18 protein-coding genes and 4 tRNA genes are annotated in these 25135 nt (G+C 41.6%); 9 read left to right on the top strand and 13 right to left on the bottom strand.

Annotated elements, in window-relative coordinates:
- Window positions 1-24 precede the first annotated feature (24 nt).
- The 4 genes from S4054249_RS09680 to S4054249_RS09665 all read left to right on the top strand — a co-directional run bounded on the left by S4054249_RS09680 (window position 25) and on the right by S4054249_RS09665 (window position 430).
- Window positions 25-101: transfer RNA gene (locus S4054249_RS09680), tRNA-Val, on the top strand.
- Between the two features lie 36 nt (window positions 102-137).
- Window positions 138-214 (top strand) — tRNA-Val (locus tag S4054249_RS09675).
- A 31-nt stretch (window positions 215-245) separates the two neighbouring features.
- Window positions 246-322: transfer RNA gene (locus tag S4054249_RS09670), tRNA-Val, on the top strand.
- Between the two features lie 31 nt (window positions 323-353).
- Window positions 354-430 (top strand) — tRNA-Val (locus S4054249_RS09665).
- A 390-nt stretch (window positions 431-820) separates the two neighbouring features.
- On the opposite strand, the gene S4054249_RS09660 is transcribed toward S4054249_RS09665, so the two are convergent.
- On the bottom strand, window positions 821-1834 hold the full coding sequence (locus S4054249_RS09660) for an IS110 family transposase (protein ID WP_046358670.1): 1014 nt from the start codon (window positions 1832-1834) through the stop codon (window positions 821-823).
- Between the two features lie 987 nt (window positions 1835-2821).
- Between S4054249_RS09660 and S4054249_RS09655 the strand changes: the two genes are divergently transcribed.
- Entirely contained in the window at window positions 2822-5470 is a 2649-nt protein-coding gene (locus S4054249_RS09655) for a DUF2339 domain-containing protein (protein WP_046355297.1), read from the top strand.
- Window positions 5471-5523: 53 nt separating this feature from the next.
- Here S4054249_RS09655 and S4054249_RS09650 read toward each other — a convergent pair whose 3' ends face one another.
- The 6 genes from S4054249_RS09650 to bioB form a co-directional block, all read right to left on the bottom strand.
- Entirely contained in the window at window positions 5524-6411 is an 888-nt protein-coding gene (locus S4054249_RS09650; protein ID WP_046355298.1) for an NAD-dependent epimerase/dehydratase family protein, read from the bottom strand.
- A gap of 97 nt (window positions 6412-6508) precedes the next feature.
- The gene (locus tag S4054249_RS09645) at window positions 6509-8371 is read right to left on the bottom strand and encodes a S8 family serine peptidase (RefSeq protein WP_046355299.1); all 1863 of its coding nucleotides are present in this window, start codon (window positions 8369-8371) and stop codon (window positions 6509-6511) included.
- A 505-nt stretch (window positions 8372-8876) separates the two neighbouring features.
- Window positions 8877-9554 (bottom strand): dethiobiotin synthase, encoded by a 678-nt coding sequence (gene bioD, locus S4054249_RS09640; RefSeq protein WP_046355300.1) that lies wholly within the window; start codon window positions 9552-9554, stop codon window positions 8877-8879.
- The gene (locus S4054249_RS09635; RefSeq protein ID WP_052960915.1) at window positions 9554-10306 is read right to left on the bottom strand and encodes a methyltransferase domain-containing protein; all 753 of its coding nucleotides are present in this window, start codon (window positions 10304-10306) and stop codon (window positions 9554-9556) included. The genes bioD and S4054249_RS09635 overlap by 1 nt, the downstream gene beginning before the upstream one ends.
- Window positions 10303-11436 carry an aminotransferase class I/II-fold pyridoxal phosphate-dependent enzyme gene (locus tag S4054249_RS09630; protein ID WP_046355302.1) on the bottom strand — a complete coding sequence of 378 codons (1134 nt, stop codon included), beginning with the start codon at window positions 11434-11436 and terminating at the stop codon, window positions 10303-10305. The genes S4054249_RS09635 and S4054249_RS09630 overlap by 4 nt, the downstream gene beginning before the upstream one ends.
- Window positions 11437-12480 (bottom strand): biotin synthase BioB, encoded by a 1044-nt coding sequence (gene bioB, locus S4054249_RS09625; RefSeq protein ID WP_039608952.1) that lies wholly within the window; start codon window positions 12478-12480, stop codon window positions 11437-11439.
- A 113-nt stretch (window positions 12481-12593) separates the two neighbouring features.
- On the opposite strand from bioB, the gene bioA reads away from it, so the two are divergent.
- Together bioA and S4054249_RS09615 are read left to right on the top strand one after the other, a co-directional pair.
- Window positions 12594-13883: an adenosylmethionine--8-amino-7-oxononanoate transaminase gene (bioA, locus tag S4054249_RS09620; protein WP_046355303.1), complete on the top strand. Its 1290-nt coding sequence runs from the start codon at window positions 12594-12596 to the stop codon at window positions 13881-13883.
- Window positions 13884-14096: 213 nt separating this feature from the next.
- Window positions 14097-15434, top strand: coding sequence for a KamA family radical SAM protein (locus S4054249_RS09615; RefSeq protein WP_046355304.1), 1338 nt, complete (start codon window positions 14097-14099; stop codon window positions 15432-15434).
- A gap of 32 nt (window positions 15435-15466) precedes the next feature.
- Here S4054249_RS09615 and S4054249_RS09610 read toward each other — a convergent pair whose 3' ends face one another.
- Complete coding sequence (locus S4054249_RS09610; RefSeq protein ID WP_046355305.1) at window positions 15467-15901, bottom strand: AAA family ATPase; 435 nt, start codon at window positions 15899-15901, stop codon at window positions 15467-15469.
- A 344-nt stretch (window positions 15902-16245) separates the two neighbouring features.
- Between S4054249_RS09610 and asnS the strand changes: the two genes are divergently transcribed.
- Window positions 16246-17643 carry an asparagine--tRNA ligase gene (gene asnS, locus S4054249_RS09600; RefSeq protein WP_046355307.1) on the top strand — a complete coding sequence of 466 codons (1398 nt, stop codon included), beginning with the start codon at window positions 16246-16248 and terminating at the stop codon, window positions 17641-17643.
- Between the two features lie 285 nt (window positions 17644-17928).
- Here asnS and S4054249_RS09595 read toward each other — a convergent pair whose 3' ends face one another.
- The 5 genes from S4054249_RS09595 to S4054249_RS09575 form a co-directional block, all read right to left on the bottom strand.
- Window positions 17929-19146, bottom strand: coding sequence for a glycoside hydrolase family 18 protein (locus S4054249_RS09595; RefSeq protein WP_046355308.1), 1218 nt, complete (start codon window positions 19144-19146; stop codon window positions 17929-17931).
- A gap of 175 nt (window positions 19147-19321) precedes the next feature.
- On the bottom strand, window positions 19322-19744 hold the full coding sequence (locus tag S4054249_RS09590; protein ID WP_046355309.1) for a globin family protein: 423 nt from the start codon (window positions 19742-19744) through the stop codon (window positions 19322-19324).
- Window positions 19745-20314: 570 nt separating this feature from the next.
- A complete protein-coding gene (locus S4054249_RS09585) occupies window positions 20315-20902 on the bottom strand; it encodes a cytochrome P460 family protein (RefSeq protein ID WP_046355310.1) in 588 nt (195 codons plus the stop codon).
- Between the two features lie 11 nt (window positions 20903-20913).
- The gene (locus S4054249_RS09580; protein WP_046355311.1) at window positions 20914-21522 is read right to left on the bottom strand and encodes a hypothetical protein; all 609 of its coding nucleotides are present in this window, start codon (window positions 21520-21522) and stop codon (window positions 20914-20916) included.
- A 9-nt stretch (window positions 21523-21531) separates the two neighbouring features.
- Window positions 21532-22524, bottom strand: a complete 993-nt coding sequence (locus S4054249_RS09575) for a cytochrome-c peroxidase (protein WP_052960916.1) — start codon at window positions 22522-22524, stop codon at window positions 21532-21534.
- A 188-nt stretch (window positions 22525-22712) separates the two neighbouring features.
- Here S4054249_RS09575 and S4054249_RS09570 point away from each other — a divergent pair, with 188 nt between their 5' ends.
- Window positions 22713-25133, top strand: coding sequence for a methyl-accepting chemotaxis protein (locus S4054249_RS09570; RefSeq protein ID WP_046355312.1), 2421 nt, complete (start codon window positions 22713-22715; stop codon window positions 25131-25133).
- Window positions 25134-25135: the final 2 nt, after the last annotated feature.

Genomic DNA, 25135 nt, shown 5'->3' with positions numbered 1-25135 from the left:
TTGCCAAGAAACACGGCACATAGTACGACCGTAGCTCAGTTGGTTAGAGCACCACCTTGACATGGTGGGGGTCGGTGGTTCGAATCCACTCGGTCGTACCAACTTAATTTAGTTAAGTTATAAAACACTTTTATGATACGACCGTAGCTCAGTTGGTTAGAGCACTACCTTGACATGGTAGGGGTCGGTGGTTCGAATCCACTCGGTCGTACCAACTTTAGCTAAATTAAGAAACTCTCTATAGTACGACCGTAGCTCAGTTGGTTAGAGCACCACCTTGACATGGTGGGGGTCGGTGGTTCGAATCCACTCGGTCGTACCAACTTAACTTTGTTAAGTAACACATCTATAGTACGACCGTAGCTCAGTTGGTTAGAGCACTACCTTGACATGGTAGGGGTCGGTGGTTCGAATCCACTCGGTCGTACCAAATTTTTCTCTTTTCTTTATATCCCATTTTATTAAATCTCTATTTTCTACTCTGTTGTAAACTTCAATATTTCTACTATCAATTTTAATTTATTTGGCCCATTCAAAGCTTACTTTTACAGCCATTTTATTTGCATTCGCTTTTCGATTAATCTCGACATCCTGAACTTGTATATGGACTCCACTTGTTTGACAACATGTTTTTTAAAATTAAAGATGCTTGCGTATATACGGTTTCTTTTGAGAGCGCTACTCTCTAACCTTTGATTTATTCGCACCTTCTGTCCTAAACGCTTCGTTAGTGTATTCTCACTTCAAGTTCAGACAGGTTTTCAGAAGGTTGGTCTTACCTTTTAATTACATTGTTGTCGAACTCTTTTTAAAATGTTTTTTAAATCATTGCGGGTTGGTAATTCGTACCTTGTTTTAGCATTGCCCAAGCAGTTCTGATATTTTTATTCACCAGCGCAATACAAGCTCGCTTTACACCTGAACGAGCAACTAACCTTAACAGCCATTGCTGCTTCAATGTCTTGGGCTTTTCCGGCAGATTAGAAATGTATGACAATGCCCCCAAAAATAAACAGGACTTTAGCTGTTTATCTCCAGCACATTTATCAATCCCCAGCATCACAGTTTTACCGCCACTGCTAAATTGTTTTGGGGTGACGCCTAAATATACTGAAGCACATCGTCCATTTTTAAAATGCTTCGTTTGACTCAAACTGGCAATTAGCCCCGCTGCGCCTAAAACACCTACACCTTCAAGCGCAATAACACGTTGGCATTGCTCATTTTGAGAAACAAGCAGCTCTAGGTTTTTAGTGACATCATTTAGGGATTGCTCTATGTGCTGGTACTGAGCTTTTAAGACACTAAGTAATGGCAATAATACCTCTGGTAAATCATTACGCTCAGTTAAAACCCTTTTCAATGCTTTCTTGGAGCGAGGAATAGTGATGCCATATTCATAAAATAGGGCCCTAATATGATTACCGAGTTGTGTCAGCTGTTTATCTAAAAATTTACGACTCACAGTGAGCGTTTGGAGAATTTGCTGTTCTATATTTTTTACTGGAGAAAAGGACATATTTGGTTGTATAGCAGCAATCGCAATCCCGATAGCATCATTGGCATCTGTTTTTTGTTTGCTTATATAAGGCTTAACATGTTTCGGAGACATCCCTCTCACTTCATGACCATAGGATTGCGCAACCCGTCCCCAATAATGAAAGCTGCCACATCCCTCCATTGCCACAATGCTAGGGGAAGAGTTAGCGAGTATTTGGCGAACTTTAGATGGAGACTGTGCTTTATTAAAAACAATTTCGCCATGTTTAGAGACTTTTGCGACTTGGATAATATTTTTTGCCAGATCGAGTGCAATCACGTTACGGTTATTCATATATGGACTCCTTTGTTTTGGTCGACACCACATTACACTGTATGTGAGATGTGGTGGAGTCCATATATCGCTCTGGGCTACTTGCTGAGCCTGCAACTAACGCCCATAAACACTGGACCCTGAAGCCAGTTCAGGGTGACAAATAAGGCAACTATTTAATCTGGTCGCTCTAGATGAATGTTATACGAATAACAAACGCGTCGTCCCGGACTTGCTCCGGGATCCATGTTGAGCCTGAGACTAACGATAAATAATTAGCACCAGCAAAACTGCTCACTTCAACTTCCACAAAAGAAAAACACTCACTACACACACCGTCATTAACACTTTGTAAGATTAAAGATTAGGCTTGCGCTTTTTAAGATTTACCCACTAAAAACTGGGCCCTGAAGCCAATTCAGGATGACGAATATGGCAACTATTTAATCTGTTCGCTCAATATAAATGTTATACGAATATCAAACGCGTCGTCCCGGACTTGCTCCGAGATCCATGTTGAGCCTGCGACTAACGATAAATAATTAGCACCAGCAAAACTGCTCACTTCACCTTACGTAAAAGTATTACTCAGCACCAGCTAAAATTGCTCACCTCACCTTGCGCAAAAGTATTACTCAGCACCAGCTAAAACTGCTCACTTCACCTTACGTAAAAGTATTACTCAGCATCAGCTAAAACTGCTCACTTCACCTTACGTAAAAGTATTACTCAGCATCAGCTAAAATTGCTCACCTCACCTTGCGCAAAAGTATTACTCAGCACCAGCTAAAATTGCTCACCTCACCTTGCGCAAAAGTATTACTCAGCACCAGCTAAAATTGCTCACTTCACCTTGCGCAAAAGTATTACTCAGCACCAGCTAAAATTGCTCGCCTCACCTTGCGCAAAAGTAACATTGCTCCGCAATGTGTATTTTGCACTTAACTTGATAAATATCTGTTTTTAAAGCAAACTCATCTTATCTCTTGAGTATTTTAAGGAAAGAGTATGGATACTGAGTTAGTTTCCTTTGCATTTTATCTGTTTGTGTTTGTAGGGGCTGTGATTGCTTTTAAAGATCGAAGTCGTACAGACAAACTCATGAAAAAGGTTACACACCTTCAAAAAATCATCGATTTTCAAACAGTGCAAATTGATAAGCTTAAACAAGCATTGAACGAGTCTGCCTCAGCGCCCCTCTCCACTGATTATCCAGCAGCACAAATAGAATCAATAGAATCTAATACCGTGCAGACTGACAATCTGGAGCAACCACAATTATCTACCCCAGCAAAGCCAGACGTAAAAAGTTCGCCAAAGCAAACGATACAAAAGCAATTTACGCTACCCGAATTCAATTTAGATACTCTACTTAAAGGCAATGGTATTTTCTGGTTAGGTGCATTTGTTTTATCTATCGGTGGAGTTTTCCTCGCTAGATACTCTATTGAATCAGGCCTTTTGCCACCCGCAGCACGTGTTATTTTAGGCGCTCTTTTTGGCTGTGCCTTAATCACCGGTGCTGAACTGGTTAACCGCTTTAAAACTAAGCTCAATGTGAATACACCTTATATCTCTGCGGCGCTTGCCAGTGGCGGTGTAATCACCTGCTTTGCTATGGTTTTGGTGTCGTTTAATCACTATCACTTTTTACCTGCCAACCTCGCCTTTGTCTTTTTAGCTGTTATTGCTCTGTGCGCAACCTATTTGGCGCTGCGCTTTGGGCCTGTGCTTGCGGGCATTGGGATCATCGGTGCGTATGCTGTACCGGCGCTTGTCTCGACTGGCTCTAATAATATTGGGGCGTTATTACTGTACGTGGCTTTTGTGTCTTTATCTGCTGTATGGGTTGCTGATTACGTTAAACAAAAGTGGCTGTGGTGGCAAAGCTTTGTTGGCCATTGTATATGGTTTATCGGTGCCATTGTTTTAGGTGATAAAGGTGACTTTGCTGCTATTACCCTTTACACAGTTGCAACCCTATATTTTTATGTGATCTCAAACCTACTTGGCTGGCGGCTTAATTTAACCATGCATAACCCTCTGCCCATTAAGTCATTATTGATGGCAAGAAAAGAACAAGTCGCTACCCTTATCACTCTATTCTTGTTCGCCATTTACCTGATGTTTTCACCCGTGCTCAGTCACATGGTTGCAGCCGCTTTCATTGTCGCTACCATCGCTTTTGCTTCAGCTTACAGGCATAGTGCTCTTGATACTTGGCCATATTTGGCGCTGTGTTTTGCTTTGTTTATGTTTGGCACCATGCATCAAAAAGTCGATTTTAATGACATCCTTTATCCATTTACTGGCAAGTATTTGTTTATTCAAATCGCTGCATTGTTCGGTACGGCCTTCAGCGTGTTGATGATCAAGCGTGATGCGGCTCGCCATGCTTATTTACTGCTACTTGTGTTAGTGCCGCTCAGCCTATTTGGTTTCAGCTATATTTCTCTGCCTATGGACAGTGACGCCACCCTCTACCCTGTTTGGGCGTTTGAACTTCTGCTCATCGCCGCTGGCGCGGCACTTGCAGCTGCCAAATCATCGATATCTTTACAGCGCGTGACGTATTTAGTGTTAGCAAATGCCATGCTGACTCTGTGTTTGACCATGTTGTTATCTGCAAGTACGCTAACCTTGGCAGTAGCGGCTCAAGTCGCATCCATGAGCTATTTAAGCTGGAAATACAAGGTTAAGATCCCTGATTGGCTGTACAAAGCAGCTTTATTGGTTGTGGTTACTCGGTTATCTGTGGCCCCTTGGGCTGCTGATTACAAGCATGAAGCCATCTTAAGCATTCATTGGACACTCATCGTCTACCCGATTGCGATAGCTTTAGTGTGGTTTTCAGCGAAATATAATCCATCAAGGGTACTCAATACTTGGTTTATGGGGGTGTTTATTCACTTATGCGCGCTATTTGTCACCACCGAAACCAGTTATTTATTAGTCGGAGATTATCCTAACTTTGATAATTTAAGCTATCGAGAAGGTGTCGTGTTATCCCTAAACTGGTTAATCCTGGCGGGCGTATATTATTGGCGCAGCCAGCTAACGCACAACCTGCAAAAACTATATAAAATTGGTGGCAGCATTTTAGTCGGTGCAAGTACGCTAATGCATGTGCAATTCTCAGTGTTTGAAAGCCCATTTGTACACAGCCAAAACGTAGGCGGATTTTTTATAAACTGGCTGTGGATCCAATGGCTTACACCTATATTATGCCTGTATGGGTTTATACATTTTAAACTTGTCCAAGCACAGTTTAACCGTTTTATTTATATAGCAATGGCGATATTTGGCTTTATGTTTGTCAACGGTGAAATACGCACCTTATATAATAATGGCTTTATAAATTGGCATTTGGAGATAAAAGAAGCGGAGCTTTACACCTATTCGATTGTCTGGTTACTGATCTCAACTACAACCATTTTTGTTGCGCAGCACTTTAACCATAAACAGTTAATCAATATTGGTTTCATCGGCCTTGCCATGGTTATTTTTAAAGCCTTTATGGTTGATATGTCTAACCTTGAGGGGCTGCTCAGAGCCTTATCATTCATTGGCTTAGGTTTGTGCTTGGTGGGTGTGGGTTGGCTGTTTCAAAAAATGCAGCCAAAGTCCGTCACCAGCGTTCCTGACAAAAAGGTTTAATCACAAGTTTCATAAGCGAGTGCAAGTCACTCGCTTTTTTAATCACAAAAATATTAGCTTGTACTTTGATTTTTACTGGGCAGGACTTCTGCAAATTCGTCATCATACAAGTCAATCACACCTTCAAAACCATACTTTGGAGTCCAGCCCAATATATTTTGCGCTTTAGATGAGTCATAAACTCTGTCTAAACGCTGCGGTAAAGACCAACCACGCTGTTCAAACACCGCCACCAGTTTTGGGGATCGTGCACGTAAAACGGCCTCACAATCGTTAAACAATTGCTCACAGCAACTGGGATCAAACGGTGTTTTGCCTGAAATAATAAAGCGATTAAAGCCTAGTAACCCCTTTTCAATGGCGCAGCGGTGAGCGTTGGCCACATCACGGTAGTCTATTCCTCGATTCAGCCGATACAGTGCCATTTTCTCAACTGGCTCAGGAAAGCATCTCGACATTTGCAGAACAGTTACGGGCAAAGCAAGCGTATTACTTATCGCCTCGAGTCGTTGCTCAGCAGCAAATTTTGTATAGTGGTAGACGGTTTTAGGTAAAGGTTTTGTCTGCTCTGTCACCCACCCTGCTCGCCCATTCGGCGTGCTAGCATGACCATATAACGCCGTGGTACTTGTAAACACAAACTGCTTTACGCCATTGGCGCTGGCAAGCTCTGCTAGTTTTATTGTTGCTGCAACATTCACTTCATGAAACAGCTCGTCACTTACATGACCGATGTGCGGCGCATGGAGTGCCGCCGTATGCACAACCACATCAACGCCTTTAAGGGCCAGATATAAAAGTGCTTCATCTCGAATATCGCCGATAAAATCTGTAGTTGAACAAGGAGTGTTGTCTAAACCCTTCACGTTATAACTGCGCGCTAAGTGAATATAAATGGCTCGACCAACGCGTCCGGCAGATCCTGTTACTAAAACCTTCATAAACCACTCGTTCTGAATATCTTGTTTTTATTGTAACAAACGAAAAAGGGCCATTAAATCGGCCCTTGGGAGTGACTCAACAAAATAGCTTTGAAGATTAGTTTAATTTCTTTTTCTTAGTGACTTTTTCTGTATGGCCAAGTACACGAATTGACCAATTGGTGAATGTGCCCGGTTTGGCATTATTCTCAATTGTATAGCGGCTGCGTGGCTGACCAAACGGGTCGGTGACTATCGTGCGCTGTTGATTATTCATATCAGTAATATGTAACTTCCATGTGCCAACAGATCTTTCATCCCAGAATTTATAACTGAGTAGTTTATGATCGTCATAACCAAGTATGCTCTTTTCAGATGGCGCGATATAATCTGTATTTTGTCCAATCAGATTATTATTTGGCGACATTAATATGCTACGAGTGCCACTAGGTGATTCTAGCTCTACTTTTAAATCAGTAATACGGCCATGCTCAGCACTTAAACGTACTTGCACGCCCTCAATAAACATATCTTCAGTCACTTCAATTTCTGAAGTGGTTGTGTGTGTGATATCTTCTAAAATCGGCTTGCTAAAGATGTCGTGCTCGCCAAACCATTGAGTTTTTACAAAATCTGCTGGTAAATTTTCAACGGCATAACGGCGAATAAGCTCAGCTGCTTTATCAACATCGACTAGACCAAAGCCATAATAAGGCGAAAACTCAACACCCGCAGCATTGCTAGACCAGCCTTCCAATGCCACCACATTAGACACCGTAATGTCTTCCATATCTCGGTTTACTTTAGTGGCCGTATTGGCCAGTAAGTGCCTGATATCTCGTGCCGACAAGTCATGCCCCTGTTGCTCAGCAGCCGACATTAGCAATGCGACTGCGCCTGTTACATTTGCTGCCGCAGACGATGTGCCATTTACGCTAAAGTAATAGTCCTGAGGACCCGTGCACACTTGCTCTCGACCTTGATATTTCTCACGCCAATCGCAGCTCAATGTTGTTGTGACCATACCTGGCGTGTTGCGATCTGCACCTGCGGGCGCAGTAACAAAGATATTACTACCCACAGTAGAGCTATTGGTTAGCCTACCATCAGCACTCACACCACTGACATTAATTTTCCAAAAACTAGTTAAATGACCACTATTTGCATTGTGAAATGGGAGGCCGCCATTATTTATTGCATGGTGATATCCCGGCGTATCTATACCATTAGGCCCATACGCATTTATCAATGTTCGAAAGTGACCATTTCCCGCAGCCTGAACAAAAAGTGCGGTGCGTTTGTCTTGCTCTGTTGACAGTGTGATGCGCTCCATCACCTCGTCTCTAAGCCTAAAGTTAACCATCTGAATGGCCTCGCCAGTATCAGGATCCGTGGTTGTATACGCATAGTTATACGGCGTACTATGCACAGGAGTTACCCCAAAACTCGTATTAAAAACACGGGAATTTTGCGCAATCGAGCTTTTGCCATTTTTCAGGCCAACACCACGATGATAAGCCCACTGCTCATGACGACTCATGTATGAACCCAATCTATTGTGCACAATCACATCTGCTTCTGGAGCGACGCCTCTGATCCCAATATCGTTTTGCACAGCTGCGATCAAGCCAGCCATATAAGTCCCATGTGCCGACGCCCAAGGCTCCGTTGAATCAATATTGGGATCAAAAATTAAGTTGTCGATCAAATCCGAATGAAGCTCATCTACACCTGTGTCAATAAGCGATATTTGCACGCCTTGGCCCTTATGTCCCCAAAGGTGAGATTGCCACAAGTTCAAGTCGTGCCCTGCAACTGTATTATCTAGACTACCATCATTGAGTAAATTCCATTGTAGAGATAGGTATGGATCTCCATTTGGGTCTAACCACCTATTTTCATATTGACGGTCTGTTGGGTTTGCATTGACTTGGCATGCTAGCACAATAGCTAAACCAATTGGCGCAAATTTATACTTCATAGCATTTTCCTTTTTGTATTCATACTGCTAGAAACGAATTAGGAATAAAAACATAACACACGTACCCATTTTATGTACATAGTAATAAGTAACAAAATATTTTTATAATTAAATGCAAAAATTGAGAGGGATATAAACATTTAAAATAATTTAAATTACATATTTTGAATTTTTGATAGAAAATAGTTAATAACACCAAAAAACTCAGAACTATATTTTTTCGCATTAAAATTAGTAGCTTAGATTCTTGCATTGTAATAGTTCAGTAGTTTTATTTATTAAAAACCAAACAGGTAGTAAAGTTTAGGCATTAACTAACTTCTAATGGAAAGAATTTACTTATAATAAAATTTTCAATATGAACGAAGTAGTATTTAGCGTGGAGTATTTAAATTAAATATAGAAAAGTAAATTTATTTAAATGTAACAACTAATAATTGGTAGGGAAAGTATTCTTCTATAAGTAACCTTCACGGATATAAAGGCTACTTATAAAGGCAAATTATTAAACACCAAGTAAACTATTCAGTGCCGAGTGCACTTGCATCTTGGCCTTTTCTTCAGAGTAAGGCGTGACAGCCAAAAGCGGAAAATCAAGGCGTTGTTTTAACGTCTCTAGGTTCGCATCATACTCTGCCATATTTGGGTCAATTTGATTAGCAATCCAACCAACACATTTTGCGCCTGACGCCTCAATGGCTTGGGCCGTTAAAAAGGCATGGTTTAGACAACCTAACTTCATACCAACCACTAGAATAACGGGTAGGTTTTGCTCTGCAACCCAAGTAGACAGAAAGTCTGTATCATTGATTGGCAATGCCCAGCCACCTGCGCCTTCGACCATGGTAAACTCAGCACCTAGCGTAGAAATATCTGCCAGTTTATTGGTCAATTCTTGCTTTGAAATATGCACATCAACGCGACTTGCTGCAATATGGGGTGCTATTGGCGGGGCAAAGCAAAACGGGTTAATTTGTTCATATGTGCCGTGCACATTGGCCGCTTCCATTAAAGTTAAAGCATCTTCGTTGACCAGCTCGCCAAACGCCTCTTCTGCACCGGCGGCAATGGGTTTAAAACCAAGGGCCTTTTTCTTCTTTGATACAAGGTACTTCAACAGCAAACTGGTGACATAGGTTTTGCCAACTTCAGTATCTGTGCCGGTAATAAAAAACTGACTCATTATTTTGTTAACTCCAAAAATGCCACTTCGTAACTAACATGGGCAAAGCCATCAACGAGTGGATAGGCTTTTAACAAGGCTTGATAACTTTCTTTACCCACTAAACCACGACGCGTATCTGTATTATTTAACTGATTTGCACCGATGCTTTTTACCGACTTAAGTGCCTCGCGTGGGGTATTATAGATATCAACCAAGCAACGTTTACTCATCGACCGGATCGAAAACCCTGCTTGCCTTGCAATCTGCTGTATGTCTTCAAATCGCGTAAATTGGTTTACATGACAATGACCATCTACACCCTGCCAAGCTTTAGCAATTTCACGCAAAGAGCCATCAATAACAATGGATAAATGCGCACTGCCACCAGCCTTTAACACGGTATTCAGACGATTAAATAACGTTGGTAAGTCACTGCTCCACTGCATCGCAAAATTGCTAAATACACACTCAACAGACTCTGCTTGCAAAGGCAGTGCATCCATATCCGCACACACTTTCATGGCAGATGCTGGGCCTTGTTTTAGCATGCCTTCGCTCAGGTCTAACGCCACTAACGTATCGCACTTTTTAGATAGCACGCTACAATGTTGCATCGGCCCTGCCCCCAAATCCAACATTGTATTATAGCGACGGTTTAAACCTGCAAACAAGATTTCGGCTGAACGCTGTTGTACATTGGCATGCTTGATATATTGAGCAGACGCGCGTGAAAACTTATCTGCAATATTCAGTTTTAACATCGCACTCATATTACCTCCTTGAGGCATTCAACCAAGTATTCGATGTCAGCTTGCTGGTGTGCTGCGGTCAGTGTTACACGTAACCTTGCCGTATTGTGTGGCACCGTTGGCGGTCTAATTGCAGTCAGCCAAATACCTTTTTGTGCAAGGCTTTGCTGCGCATTTAGGGTGCTTTGCGCATCACCCAAAACAATAGGCTGAATCGCACTATTTGATGCCTGTACTGGAATACCTGCATCCCTACAAAGCGCTTTAAATTGCGTAATGTGGCGATGTAGTAAATCACGAGCATTATGACTATCACATAATCTTGATAACTGCGTCGAGGCAATTTCAGCTAAAGCTGGTGATATGGCCGTTGAGTAAGTATATTCACGGTTAAACTGTACCATGTAATCAATCACTTTTTTGCTTGAGAGCACAGCAGCGCCTTGACATCCCATGGCCTTACCGAATGTGATCACTAAAATATCCGGCCTCACACCGGACTCGACAGAGCCTAAACCATTTTCACCGCACACACCGAAACTGTGGGCATCATCAATCATCAACCAAGCGCTGTGGGTATCAGCCAAAGACTTCAGCTCATGCAACGGCGCACCATCGCCATCCATTGAGAAAATACCTTCACTGACAATAAGCTTGTTTTGGACTCGTGTTTTTTCCAAACGCGCACGCAAATGACCCATGTCGTTGTGATTAAACCTGACTAACTTAGCGCTGCTGTTCAGCCCACCATCGATGAGGCTGGCATGATTGAGCTTGTCTTGAAACATAGCACTATCTTGGCCAGCTTTATTATCATGAAATAAAGTGCTGAGCACACTAAAATTAGCGCCAAAGCCACTGGCAAATAGTATGGCTCGCTCATAACCGAGCAGCTCACATAATTTAGCCTCTAGCAATCTGTGGGTGCGCTGATATCCAGTGACCAGAGCTGAGCTCTTACTGCCAGCAACAAAGTCACCAGAGATAGTTTGATCTCCAAGCGCTAAATAATCATTACTGGCAAAGTTTAAGTATTGCTGCCCATCAACTTGGATATGACGAGCAGACACTTTATCTATGCAGGTACGGCGACGCTGCAGCGCGTCACGTGCTTTGTCTTCTAGCGCTTGATCTATAAATTCAAACGCCATTTATTTTGCTTCGTAGAACAGCTCTGACGTTGCTTTGTCTGCAATTGCAGAGTTAAGAGACGCTTCATACGCTTCATCTGAGTAGTCTTCACGAGTCTCAGGCTTCATACCTAGCTTTTTAAGTAGGTTCATATCCGCATCGGCTTCAGGGTTTTCTGTAGTTAGTAGCTTATCACCATAAAAAATCGAGTTTGCACCAGCAAAGAAACACATTGACTGCATTTGCTCATTCATCGCAGTACGACCTGCTGATAAACGCACATAGCTCTCTGGCATCATGATACGTGCCACAGCAATAGTACGGATGAACTCAAAATGATCTAAATCATCCACATCTTCAAGCGGCGTACCTGCTACTTTAACTAGCATGTTAATTGGCACACTTTCTGGTTGCTTTGGTAAGTTTGCTAACTGCATTAATAAACCATAACGGTCTGCAGCCTGCTCACCCATACCCACGATACCACCAGAACAAACCTTCATGCCTGCGTCACGCACGTGATCAATGGTGTTTAGTCGGTCTGCATACGTACGTGTTGTGATGATCTGCTCATAATATTCAGGTGAGGTATCTAGGTTGTGATTGTAATAATCAAGACCTGCGTCTTTTAAAGCATGTGCTTTTTGGTTGTCTAGCTTACCTAGCGTCATACATGTTTCTAGGCCAAGTGCGCTGACTTCTTTAACCATTTTTTCAATGTATGGCATGTCTCTGTCTTTTGGATCTGACCAAGCAGCACCCATACAAAAACGCGTTGCGCCCTTTTCTTTTGCCAACTTTGCTTGGTTTACAACCTTTTCAACTTCCATCAGTCGTTCTCTTTCTAGGTCTGTTTTATAATGACCTGACTGTGGACAGTATTTACAATCTTCTGGACATGCGCCTGTTTTAATAGACAGAAGAGTAGAGATCTGGACTTCATTTTGTTTGAAGTTTTTGCGATGAACGCTCGCAGCATAAAATAGTAAGTCGTTAAAAGGCATTTCAAATAATGCTTTTACTTCTGCGTGTTTCCAATCGTGACGAACGATGCCATATTCCATAACTTAATCTCTTCTTTTTCTGGTTTTTTTCGCCAGATAATTTGACGGTGATTGGCTTAGTCTACTTCTTGCTTTAGTATTGTCAACGAGTGACGAGCAAACAAGGTTTACAAATGAATAAAAATCAACCAATCGATCTGAATTTTGACAAAGCCCACATCTGGCATCCCTATACGTCAATGATCGATCCGCTGCCTGTTTATCCAGTGACACACACAGATAAGAATCGCATATTTTTAGAAACTGGTGAGTCTCTGATAGATGGTATGGCCTCTTGGTGGAGCGCTCTGCATGGTTACAATCACCCAAAACTTGTTAAAGCAATGACCGAGCAAGCCAGTCAAATGAGTCATGTTATGTTTGGCGGCATTACTCATGCTCCTGCTGTCAATTTATGTAAAAAGCTCGTCGAGATCACACCTGAGCCCCTACAACGGGTATTTTTGGCTGACAGCGGCTCTGTGAGTGTTGAGGTGGCCATTAAAATGGCGTTGCAATATTGGCTTAGTCAAGGTCATCACTCGAAAAATAAATTAATGACAGCCAAAAAAGGCTACCATGGTGATACCTTTGCTGCGATGAGTGTCTGTGATCCCGTCAACTCGATGCACAGCATGTATCAGGGTTTTTTACCTGAGCATATTTTTGTTGATGCACCACAATCCAAGTTTGGCGAAGAGCAAAACGACGCTGAGCTAATCACCTTAGAAAATACATTTAAACAGCACCACAATGAGCTTGCAGCCTTCATCATTGAGCCAATTGTGCAAAACGCGGGCGGCATGAACTTTTATAATACCGAATACCTTAGAAAACTCCGCCAACTTTGTGACAAATACGACGTGCTGTTAATACTCGACGAAATTGCCACAGGCTTTGGTCGTACCGGTAAAATGTTTGCTTGCGAACATGCTGACATCGCCCCTGATATTTTGTGTATTGGCAAAGCATTAACAGGTGGATGTATGACATTGTCAGCCACTTTAACCACAGACAAAGTTGCGCTGGGAATAAGCCAAGGTGAAGCAAAAGTACTTATGCACGGCCCAACCTTTATGGGCAACCCGTTAGCTTGTGCAACGGCAGTTGCGAGTCTTGAATTGCTTGAAGAAACGGATTGGCACGGCAATGTCACCCGTCTTAATAACGCAATGCAAGACTTACATCGCTGTGAATCACTCGAGGCAGTCAAAGAAGTCAGAACACTCGGTGCAATTGGGGTAGTTGAGCTATTTGATGTGGTCGACGTAGCAAAAATTCAAAAATTCTTTATCGAAAAAGGATTATGGATCCGCCCATTTGGCAAACTCATATACATTATGCCCCCTTACATTACTTCTAATAGCGACATCGCTCAGTTAATCGACGGCATATATCAAGCGATTGAACAAAAAGCTTACTAAAATCATAAGGTGTCAGCCTATACATCATATAAGAACTGACACCTTCTATCGCCACAGTGTTTATTTCTCACACAAGTCTGTATAAAATCCAACCACATACGATGAAAACTATCATTTTTTCAGGGCCTTTAACGATTTGTACCTGAATTTACTTCAGCTTTTTGCTATAATGCGTCTCTTTTTTAAAATCTAGCAAGCTGAGAAGTAGTAAGTATGCAACAATCCGTCCAATTGCAGCCGGCAGAGGCCTATCAGCCACCTCGCTTTACTGTGTACCAACACCGTCAAATTGATAAGATCGAACAGCTTGATAAGCTGCCTGAGCACCTGCGCTTTCAAATGAAAGTCGTTGCCAACGTATTCCCATTCCGTGTAAATAATTACGTTATCGACGAATTGATTGATTGGGACAAGGTACCAAATGACCCAGTATTCCAGCTAACATTCCCACAGCGCGGTATGCTTGATGACGAGTCATATGATGAAATGGCTGCTTTATTAAAGCGTGAACATACGCCAGAAGAAGTATTTGAACTGGCAACTAAGCTAAGACAAAAGCTTAACCCGCATCCGGCGGGCCAAATGGACAAAAACGTACCGTCTTTTGAAGGCGAAAACGTTGAAGGTGTTCAACACAAGTACAAAGAAACAGTTTTATTCTTCCCTGCACAAGGTCAGTACTGCCACTCTTATTGTACTTTCTGTTTCCGTTGGGCACAGTTCGTTGGTAAAGCAACGCGCTTCAACAATAACGATGAAGAGTTGCTACACAGATACCTAGAAGAGCATACCGAAGTGACAGATCTTCTGATGACGGGTGGCGATCCTATGGTAATGCGTACCGTTAAGCTACGTAAATACCTAGAGGCACTAAAAGAGCCAAGATTTGACCACATCCGTACTATTCGTATCGGTACTAAGTCTTTAACTTTCTGGCCATTCAGATACGTAACTGACCCAGATGCAGAAGATCTATTAGCTCTTATTAAAGAACTTGTTGACGCTGGTAAACATGTTTCATTTATGGCGCATGTCAACCATAAGCAAGAGCTTCGTACTGATGTTGCGAAAGAAGCGATTAAGCTTATTCGTAAAACAGGTGCACAGATCAGAACGCAAGCGCCTTTACTTAACCACTTAAATACAGATCCAAATATGTGGGCTGAAATGTGGAAAGAGCAAACACAAATGGGCATGATCCCTTATTACATGTTCATCGAGCGTGATACAGGTGCAAAGCGTTACTTTGAATTACCACTGCACAAAACGTGGGAAATCTTCCGAGATGCCTACAAGCAAGTATCAGGTGTGAGCCGTACGGTGCGTGGCCCGTCAATGAGTGCAGGCCCAGGTAAAGTTGAGATCTCTGGCGTGACAGAAATCAATGGCGAAAAAGTATTCGCTTTGCGCTTTATTCAAGCTCGTAACCCTGAGTGGGTACAGCGCCCGTTCTTCGCGGAGTATAACGAAAACGCACATTGGCTAGACGACTTGAAACCAGCATTTGGTGAAGAAAAGTTCTTCTGGCAAGAAGAATACGAAGCGATGTAAAACATAAAAAAGCCGACTTAAAAGTCGGCTTTTTACCATTCAAACATATGTGCCATTTTACTGATGGTTTTAAGTGCTACACCATGCTGATTACGTTTCGCATACAAGTGTTGTAGTGACTTATCTTTCACCTCACCAACAATGACTTCTTTTACTTGATAATTCATCGCATGTGCCGCGCTCACATACGCAATAAATTCCCACTTTTTAATATTCGTATTATCTAAAATGACCAGAGGGATGCCTTCAGCGAGCGCATTGACAAAACGCGCAATATTCAAATTGTGATATTGAGGTAGCTTCGCCTTGTTAAACTCATAATTACCCTGCTCGTCTGTAAAATAATCATCTGTAGAGCAAATTGTATATTGTGATTGATCACCAGCCACCAGCTCGTCGGCTAATGTTTGCGCGTAGTGTGTTTTACCAGATCCTGGTAATCCTCTTAAAATAAAAGCTTGTTTCATTTAATGAAAATTCATTCCGACTTTTTTTATTAATAACCGAGCTATAATGCCATAAAAATTGACCTTCGCACAGTGCTCTATACCACCACAAATACAGTGATTAGCCAAATTTTGGCCATTGTAGTCAAATTTTTTTAAAATTGGGTCATTTGGTAGTTTTTTTATGTAGCCAACGGGGGTAAGATACCGATCACGTGACTTCAAACATAACAAGCAGATTGCGTTAAAAAAACGAGTCACCGCAGAATTTGCGCTCAGTGCATTGAAATTTGCGCTGATGAGCATATATAGACAAAAACAAGCTGGGCAAATATGCCCTTATTACAAATCATTTTGGAGTAAAGATGAGCCACATAGCGATAACGGAGCTACTAGCAGGCACCGTTGCGGTAGACAGCCAAGTTACAATCAAAGGCTGGATCCGTACACGACGCGATTCAAAAGCGGGTATTTCATTCCTTGCCGTCCACGACGGTTCTTGTTTCGACCCTATTCAAGCAGTAGTACCTAATTCGCTTAATAATTATGAAGAAGTAACTCGTCTTACTGCTGGTTGTTCTGTTGCAGTCACAGGTGTACTTGTAGAGTCTCAAGGTAAAGGTCAAAGCTTTGAACTACAAGCGAACTCTGTTGAGGTATTAGGCTGGGTAGAAAACCCAGATACATATCCAATGGCAGCAAAACGCCACTCTATCGAATATCTACGTGAACACGCACATTTACGTCCACGCACTAACGTTATTGGTGCCGTGACACGTGTTCGTAACTGCTTATCACAAGCAATTCACAGATTCTTCCATGAGCAAGGCTATATGTGGATCAGCACGCCAATTATCACAGCGAGTGACTGTGAAGGCGCAGGTGAAATGTTCCGTGTATCTACTTTAGATATGAACAACCTACCTCGCACTGACAAAGGCGATGTTGATTACAACGAAGATTTCTTCGGCAAAGAAGCATTCCTAACCGTATCTGGCCAGTTAAACGGTGAGACATACGCAAGTGCAATGTCTAAAATCTACACCTTCGGCCCGACATTCCGTGCAGAAAACTCTAACACTTCTCGTCACCTAGCAGAATTTTGGATGGTTGAGCCTGAAGTTGCATTTGCTGACTTAGAAGACATTGCGAACCTTGCTGAAGATATGCTTAAGTATGTATTTAAAGCAGTGCTTGATGAACGTCGTGACGATATGGAATTTTTCGCACAACGTATCGAAAAAACAGCGATCTCTCGTTTAGAAGAGTTTGTTGAAAAAGATTTCGCACAAGTTGATTATACTGATGCAATCACAATCCTTGAAAACTGTGGTAAGAAATTTGAGTTCCCAGTTGAGTGGGGTGTAGACCTTCAGTCAGAGCACGAACGTTACCTTGCTGAAGAGCACTTCAACGCGCCAGTCGTTATTAAAAACTACCCGCGTGATATCAAAGCTTTCTACATGCGTCAAAACGAAGACGGTAAAACAGTTGCAGCAATGGATGTTGTTGCACCTGGCATTGGTGAAATCATCGGTGGTTCACAGCGTGAAGAACGTTTAGACGTACTTGATGCGCGTCTAGAAGAAATGGACTTAGATAAAGAAGATTACAGCTGGTACAGAGACCTTCGTAAATACGGTACAGTCCCACACTCAGGCTTCGGTCTAGGTTTCGAGCGTCTAGTTGCTTATGTAACAGGTATGGGTAACGTACGTGACGTTATCGCATTCCCACGCACTAAAGGCAGTGCAACTTACTAATTCAAATTCGTTTGAATAAAAAAAGCTCTGTTTTCACAGAGCTTTTTTTATGTCTTGCTACCATCTGACTTTAGAATGTTAACTTGCACACATGGATGCTGAGGCAAGCTCAGAATGACGTAGTTGGGTATCAAAATTGCTGAGGCTCTAGGACAAGTCCAAAGTGTCGGCGCTTACAAATAACACCATCACTCTGAACTTGATTAAGGGCCTATTTTTTAAGCTTAAATACATCCTTTAGCACACAGCTAATAGGCTCATTGAACAAAACGATTCCACTCGTTTTTATTTGTTCAATACATAGCTCTTACATGCACCAAGTTCGGTGTAGCGATGTGCATGGCCCAAGGTTTCAGGCGCAACACCATGTAAAGGTCCGCCATTCACACGCCAGTTTTTACCTTCAAAGCTGACTACATCCCCTGTGCTATAAACACTTGGATACGGCTGCCACTGCTCTGCACAAGGCTGACACTTAGGTAGCTCTTTGGCAATCACATCTAACAACTTATAGTCATCGTCTCTTGAGTCTTGGTGCAATTCCCAAATGAAGATGCCAGGGTAACCATTTTCAGACACAAAATCTGTTTTTGTTTTTAATAGCTCAGGCGTTTCCCAAAAATGCATAGAGTTATCTAGTTCGTAGTAACCTTGGTTATAATCTACGCCCTCACCTTTTACTATCGTATCAACGATTTCTCGTGCAGTTAGCGTTTTGACAGGGCCGCTAACTAATGGGAATGATTTATTGTAAAACGGCACGCCCAAACTGGTTTTAGCCACATCATATTTAGTGATCATGCTTTGACTCCACTCTGCTGGATGAACTAAACCACCATGGATATACTCCCAAGCCGCATGATGATTTTTGGGTGAACCGCCCCAACCTCCAGTGTAGTCATACGCCATAAAGCGAATGATATCGGCATGATCGTCCAAATCTTTATGAAAATTAATCCCTGACCATCCACCTGCCTGTACGTCTACAGACACCTCTAAGTGAGATGGTAATTTTTCACGTAACTCTTTGACTAAATCAAGCAGGTAGCCACTCTCGACTGGGTTTGGTTGGTTATAGGTACTCCAATCTTCCCAATCGACATCGATACCATCCAATTTATGTAATTCGGCATAAGCAACCAAATTATCGACCAAGTTGCTTCTGGCCTCGGCATCCATTGATAAGAAATCAACGCCAGCACCACCTACAGATAGCATAACACCCGTATTGTTCGCATGAGCATGCTCGACAATATCACCGATATATCTATCAGCCTGTGTCGTATCCATCGTGCCATCAGGACGAGGGTAAGCAAAAGCAACTATTATGTGCGTAAGTTGATCAGTCGCTAAGTCTTTAACATCCAAATCACCACCAGCTGGATAGTCCCAAGTAGAGTAAAACCCTTCGACTCTAGGACAAGACTCAGCCGCATCCGCACTCATTGTGATCGTTCCAATCGCAGCCGCGGTTAATGCCGCTATACAAGTTTGTTTAAACATAACCTTTCTCCATGTTGTAAAAATGTATCCTTAATTTAAGTAACATGAATACAGGTCATAGAATATTGAATTATTATACTGACATTTTTTCCCACTTCATGACTTTAATGCTAATAATCACAACAAATAAATACGCGTACTCAGGTAAATTAACAATCGCAAAAAAAAGTATTATTTAATGCTTCGTATTAAAAGCATGACTCTTCATTACAGTGGCTACTAGCCTAAATACATTGATCCAAGCTTCTCTCAGTTCTTGATTCCATTCACTTCCAAGCCCCTTTTTCAACGTATAAAGCAACGCATTGCCTACAAATGTAAAGTGCTGCGCTTTTACACCGTAACCAACATGTCTTTCTGCCAATTTATGTAAAACTGGAACAAGTCCATCTAGGTCATCCAATGAATTCACAGCAATCTTAAGTGTCGCCATTAACTTTTGGCCCTGACTTTTTATACTATTTTTAAACAACCTTTTTAGCGATGGGTCATATTCAAATAAGGTCGTATAAAATATCTCCGCCGCCTGCTCAGCTATCGGCTCTACCTTTGCGAAACTTTGCTGTACCAACTGCTTTTGTCTCGTTGTTAAACTCATTCTGACACTCAAAAATTGTATGTATTTTTACAACTCTAGACCCTATATCGTCATCTTGCTAATAATACCTATATGAACAATAAACCAAGGTATTCCCCCCATTGGATTCGAACCCCCCTTAATGAGAAAAAATCAATTTAATCCTTGAGAGAATAATTAAAATTCCATCCATTTTTTATGTGGACTAATTAAATAGCGGGTTCTGCACTAAAGACTTGAGCCTATTCATTTAGCGATTATCAGAGAATGAATTTGATGGCACTACAACATTACGAATGGCGTTATAGCACTTGCAGTATATTCAGAAGTACACTTTTGAAGCATTTATCATGTAAACGTGATTAACGGAGCTGACAGCTATCTCATAGATAAAAATACCAAAAAGTAAGATCGCGTATAACAAATACGCAAGCTCATAAGGTTTATCAACACTTTAATCTGTATGCATTGAATACCATAATATTTGGTCTATCATCGAGCAGCTATAGCCCGATAACAAGACAAACTGACTCTATGTTGGCAAGTCATAAAAACAACCAAGCTGGCCGAAATGAAGCCAGCGTGATCGGGTTACTTTTTCCTAGAGTAGAAGTTAGCAAAGATAAAATCTCGTTCTTCAATGCTTGCATGACAATTTGAACACATGTGCTTAATAGCCGGCTCACTGCCTTTTCCTGACAGAATAATTGTCCCTTCTTTATCGAACTGCACATATTCCCAATCACCAAATCCTTTTGAATACCCCTTTTCACGCTTAATCATCATGGTGACCGTCAGTGCGTCGTGTGGTGCGCCAGATTGGGACGAAAAATTCTCTTTTAAAACAATTGTGCCTGGTTTATACGCCTTAAAATTGGGCTCTGCAACTTCATCTTCATCCTCTTCTTCTTCATCATAATCTTGATAATACCGTAGATACTCTAGATAATTATTTTCGTATACTTTTACATCTTGGTTTAAAAACACCACGATAAATTGCTGCCAGTGTAATCCGGAATGCTCAAACCCTGTCACTCTATTCCATTGCGTTCTATAATCCTTTAACGCTTCTTCGTATTTCTCTGGTACTTTGAAAGGATATACGCCAAACGGATTTGCTAAAGCCGGACATGCATACAAACCAATACTGACACATAGCATTTTGATTATACGAGTCATGTTTAACTTTCCTAGTTAAGAGCAAGCTTCAAAGTTGCCCGCTTTTTACCTTTATACATCACATCAACGCTGGTTTCTTGCCCTTTAGCCAACTTGAGCTTAACCAGATCATATTTAGGAATTTGTAATACAAACTCGGTGTGCGTACCTACGTCAAGATTAATAGGATATACCTTTTGTTTTTTCGTAAATGGTAAAACCTGATATGCATCGGAGTTCACATTGGCGATATAGCTGCGCATTTTAGGATGGATTTTACATCCAATTCGAGTCAGAGTATTCTCGCTCCAATCGGCAGATACTTTTGTAGTCTGGCCTTGATTCATCAAGCCAACGTCAAACTTTACGCCCGAGTTGGGGTCGTTTGCAAAAATATTGTGCTGAAATTCATCAGAGTTCTTAAATGTAATTTCACCATTTTTACCTATCACAACGGCTTTTTTATCGAATACCTTATTAGACTGATCAAGCTCTGCTGTACTTGGACCCTTTCCCCCTTTTGCGTACACAACCCCAACAAAAGATGGTCTCTTAACAAATTCCAACTCCCCAGTTAATACTGCTGCATGTGCTGAAAACATCGAACATAAGCCTATGCCAATTAACATATAGTGTTTCATCTCTACTCCTTAGTTTGGTAATTTAGGTCGCTGTATTACAACAGGATCAGTTAATGCAGCCATAAACGCGATGAGGTCTGCTTTTTCTTGTGGGTTTAAATTAAGCGGTACTATCAACGGACTGACATTTTTAACATTAACTGCACCTTGGTCATAATGCTCAACAACTTCCTCTAAACTCGCTAAGGAACCATCGTGCATATAAGGTGCACTCATAATGATATTTCTTAGGCCAGGTGTTTTAAACGCCCCTTTCAATTTACTATTGGGGTCAATTAAAAATCGGCCATCATCATTATCCTCTATGCCAATGTTATGAAAACTATCATCGGTAAAGTTAGCGCCATCGTGACATTTCACACAACGCGCCTTACCTACAAACAGCTTTAAACCTCTGACAGCTGAATGGGACATCGCTTCTTTTTCGCCAGCCAAATATTGATCAAAAGCAGAATTGTCGCTAATGATGGTTTTTTCAAATGCCGCAATTGCTTTGCCTATATTTTCAAATGTGACTGACCCATAAATTTCTTTGAATTCCTTTTTGTAAAAAGGGATTTTTTCAAGTCGACCCACAGCTTCTTTTGGTGTCATCTGCATCTCAACATCTGAAACAATAGGCCCCAGCGCTTGCTCTTCTAGTGTCTGCGCACGACCATCCCAAAAAAAAATAGCTGACCACGCAAGGTTATAAAGGTGCGGCGCATTACGTCCTAAAATATCTCCACCGCTGCCAATTCCCTTCGCTAATCCGTCACTAAAACCGAGTTCAGGGTTATGACATGTTGCACAAGACTGGTTCTGGTTTTTTGACAATCTATGATCGAAGAAGAGCATTTTACCTAACTCAATCTCCCGTTCAGTCGGCTCTTCGTCATCAAAATACTCTATATCATCCACATCTGGTGTTGCTAAATTACCATACGCTGGCGAATCAACAGCCCCCACGTTGGCGCTCAACCCCAGCGCCAACGCAACCAAAACCCACTTGTTACAATTCATTCCTCGCCCCCACAATGTCTATCATCAATTGTAAATATTTGGATATAAACTTTGACCTTATCGAAGGATTGTCTATATTTTTCAATAAATCAAAAAATTAGTAGCTTTTAATAAAAGTTTAGTAAAACCATGTAATTAGGTACAAATCATCAACCTAAGCTACTAACAATCAGAGCTCACAACAAAATATGAAAATTTCTCGTTTCGTTCCGGGCGTTGCTGCACAAATGCTGTTAGCGTTTGGCGTCATTACCTCTTTAGGTATATTTAGTAACTTCTTCGTTTACCTGAGTACGGGTACACTTGCTGGCAATTTTACTCAGGTCTCATCAGTCTCAATCCCTTTAGTAAATGTAAATTCTGATTTAAAGATGCATATACTTGACTCTCTAATTGCATTAGAAGAGCAAATCATCACAGGCAGTAATGAACGAGCACAAAGAGACACCAAAGCGAAACGCAAGGAAGCATGGCAAGAAATAGAGCAAGACTTTTCACAATTAAGTAATTTTGCAAAACAAACTGGCTTTAGTGACGCAAAGCTAGCTGTAATCCGCACCAATCTACTCAAACTAAAACAAGAACAGTCAGTAATATCCAACATTGCTAATACGCTTGATAATGAGCCTGCCGTTAAATTGTTGGTGACAGAGGCAATCCCGCTCGCCGAGTCTATGGTACTGCTGTTAGCACAACTTATTGAAATCGAAAGTGAGCAAGACCTTGATGAAGACAGAATAGAGTTATTTAAACTGCTCGTTGATTCTGAAATCAGTTTTGCTACCGCAATTTCCGAATTGCGCGCTTTTCTGTTAACGCGAGAGCAGAAGAATATAGATGGATTTGACCAAGCATGGTTTAAAAATAGTGATGCATTTGTTTCTATACTTGATGATTATGAAGAGTTATTTACCGACCAACAATTAGAATACTGGGAGTCATATAGTGAAGAGCGTGAAAAGCTCGCGCCAATCACAATTTTAGCTTTTGAAAAGCAAGCCAGCGAAGAGTCTAACTTTGCCACCCATCACCTAAGCAATACAATTAAGCCTCTCACTGAGACCATTTTTAATGAACTACAAGAAATGAATCAACATGTTGAGTTGGTAACCAAGCAAGGTATTGAAGATACTCAAAGTGCCCTGTCGAACATGTTTGTTGTCCTCGCTTTAAGTTCAGTGTTAACAATCATTATCGCTAGTGTAATTAGTGTCATGTTTAGCAGCAAATTACGTAACCGTGTCAAATCTTTACTGAACCGCGCTAAGAATATCTCAGTCGGAGACTTTAAAACCAAACAAGATTACTTTGTGATCCGTTCAGATGATGAATTGAACCAGCTTTCAGAGAGTTTTAATCATATGACACTCTCTTTATCTTCGACTATTTCTACAGTGAGACGACAATCAAGACAAGTTGGACATTCGGCACACCAAGTTGCCGCCATTGCTACAGAGATAAGCACGGTCGCAAAAAATGAAAACGCCAGTTACTCAGAGGTTATGCGCGTCATCGAGTCATTTATGGATCTACTAGTTGAATCTGGGCAAGCCATAGAACAAAGCCAAACGGTATTAGAGCAGGCAAAAACAGAAGCAGATACTGGTATACAAGCCGTTGAAAGTAACCTAGATGAAATGGTGAGGACTGTTGAGGTCGTGACCCTAGCATCCGCAGGCGTTGAGGAACTTAAGTCTGCAAGCGAACAAATTGAATCAGTTACAGATGCGATATCAACAGTTGCAGACCAAACCGCTTTAATAGCCCTTAATGCGGCTATTGAAGCTGCTAGGGCTGGCGAACAAGGGCGCGGCTTCGCAGTTGTCGCCGATGAAGTTAGAAGTTTGGCACAGAGAACAGCAAACTCAACCGATGAAATCAGAGGGGTAATTTCTCAGCTCACTCATAAGGTCGTCGATGTGACACGCTTGATGGCAGATATTATTCATCAAGTTGATATCAGTAAACAGCGCTCAGATGAAAGTGGTCAAGCATTAAGAGCAATGACCAATACTATCGACAGCATTATCTCGGCAAATGACCAAATTGCCCACCGCTCCGAGCAACAAAGTCATCAAATGCATGAAATGCAACTCAAGCTTCAACACCTATTCTCTTCTCTTCAACAAAACGCAGAAAAAGCACAGATGGTCTCTATGATTGGCGCAGACCTCTACCAAACGTCAGAGCTTGTAAATAATTTAATGGATGGGTTCCATTTCGATGAAGATAAAGATGCAATCAAAAAGCGTCATGAAAAACGGCGTTCAGACCGACTTGAAGCGAAAATCAAAATCAAAATTACCTCTTCTGAAGACAAGGAGTACTCGACAATCACAAGGGAGCTTAGCTGTGTTGGTTGTGGCGTAACGTTAAGCAAGCAATTAAATCAAGAGCTCGATATTGACACTAATTTAACTCTGATAATGTATTTACCTAGAAAGAATTACAAAGAGTATATGAGCCAATCTCCAATGAAGATTTCTGCACGAGTAGTAAGAAAAGAGGAGAAAAATCAACAATACACGTACTACGGAATGGAATTTTTAGTTGAAAATGACGAAAGGCAGGCTGCACTTTCTGAACTGTATGAATTTTTTGACCAGTAAAA

This window comes from Pseudoalteromonas luteoviolacea (genome assembly GCF_001750165.1).
Taxonomy (GTDB): Bacteria; Pseudomonadota; Gammaproteobacteria; order Enterobacterales; family Alteromonadaceae; genus Pseudoalteromonas; species Pseudoalteromonas luteoviolacea_G.
This window is presented reverse-complemented; position numbering and strand designations above follow the sequence as displayed.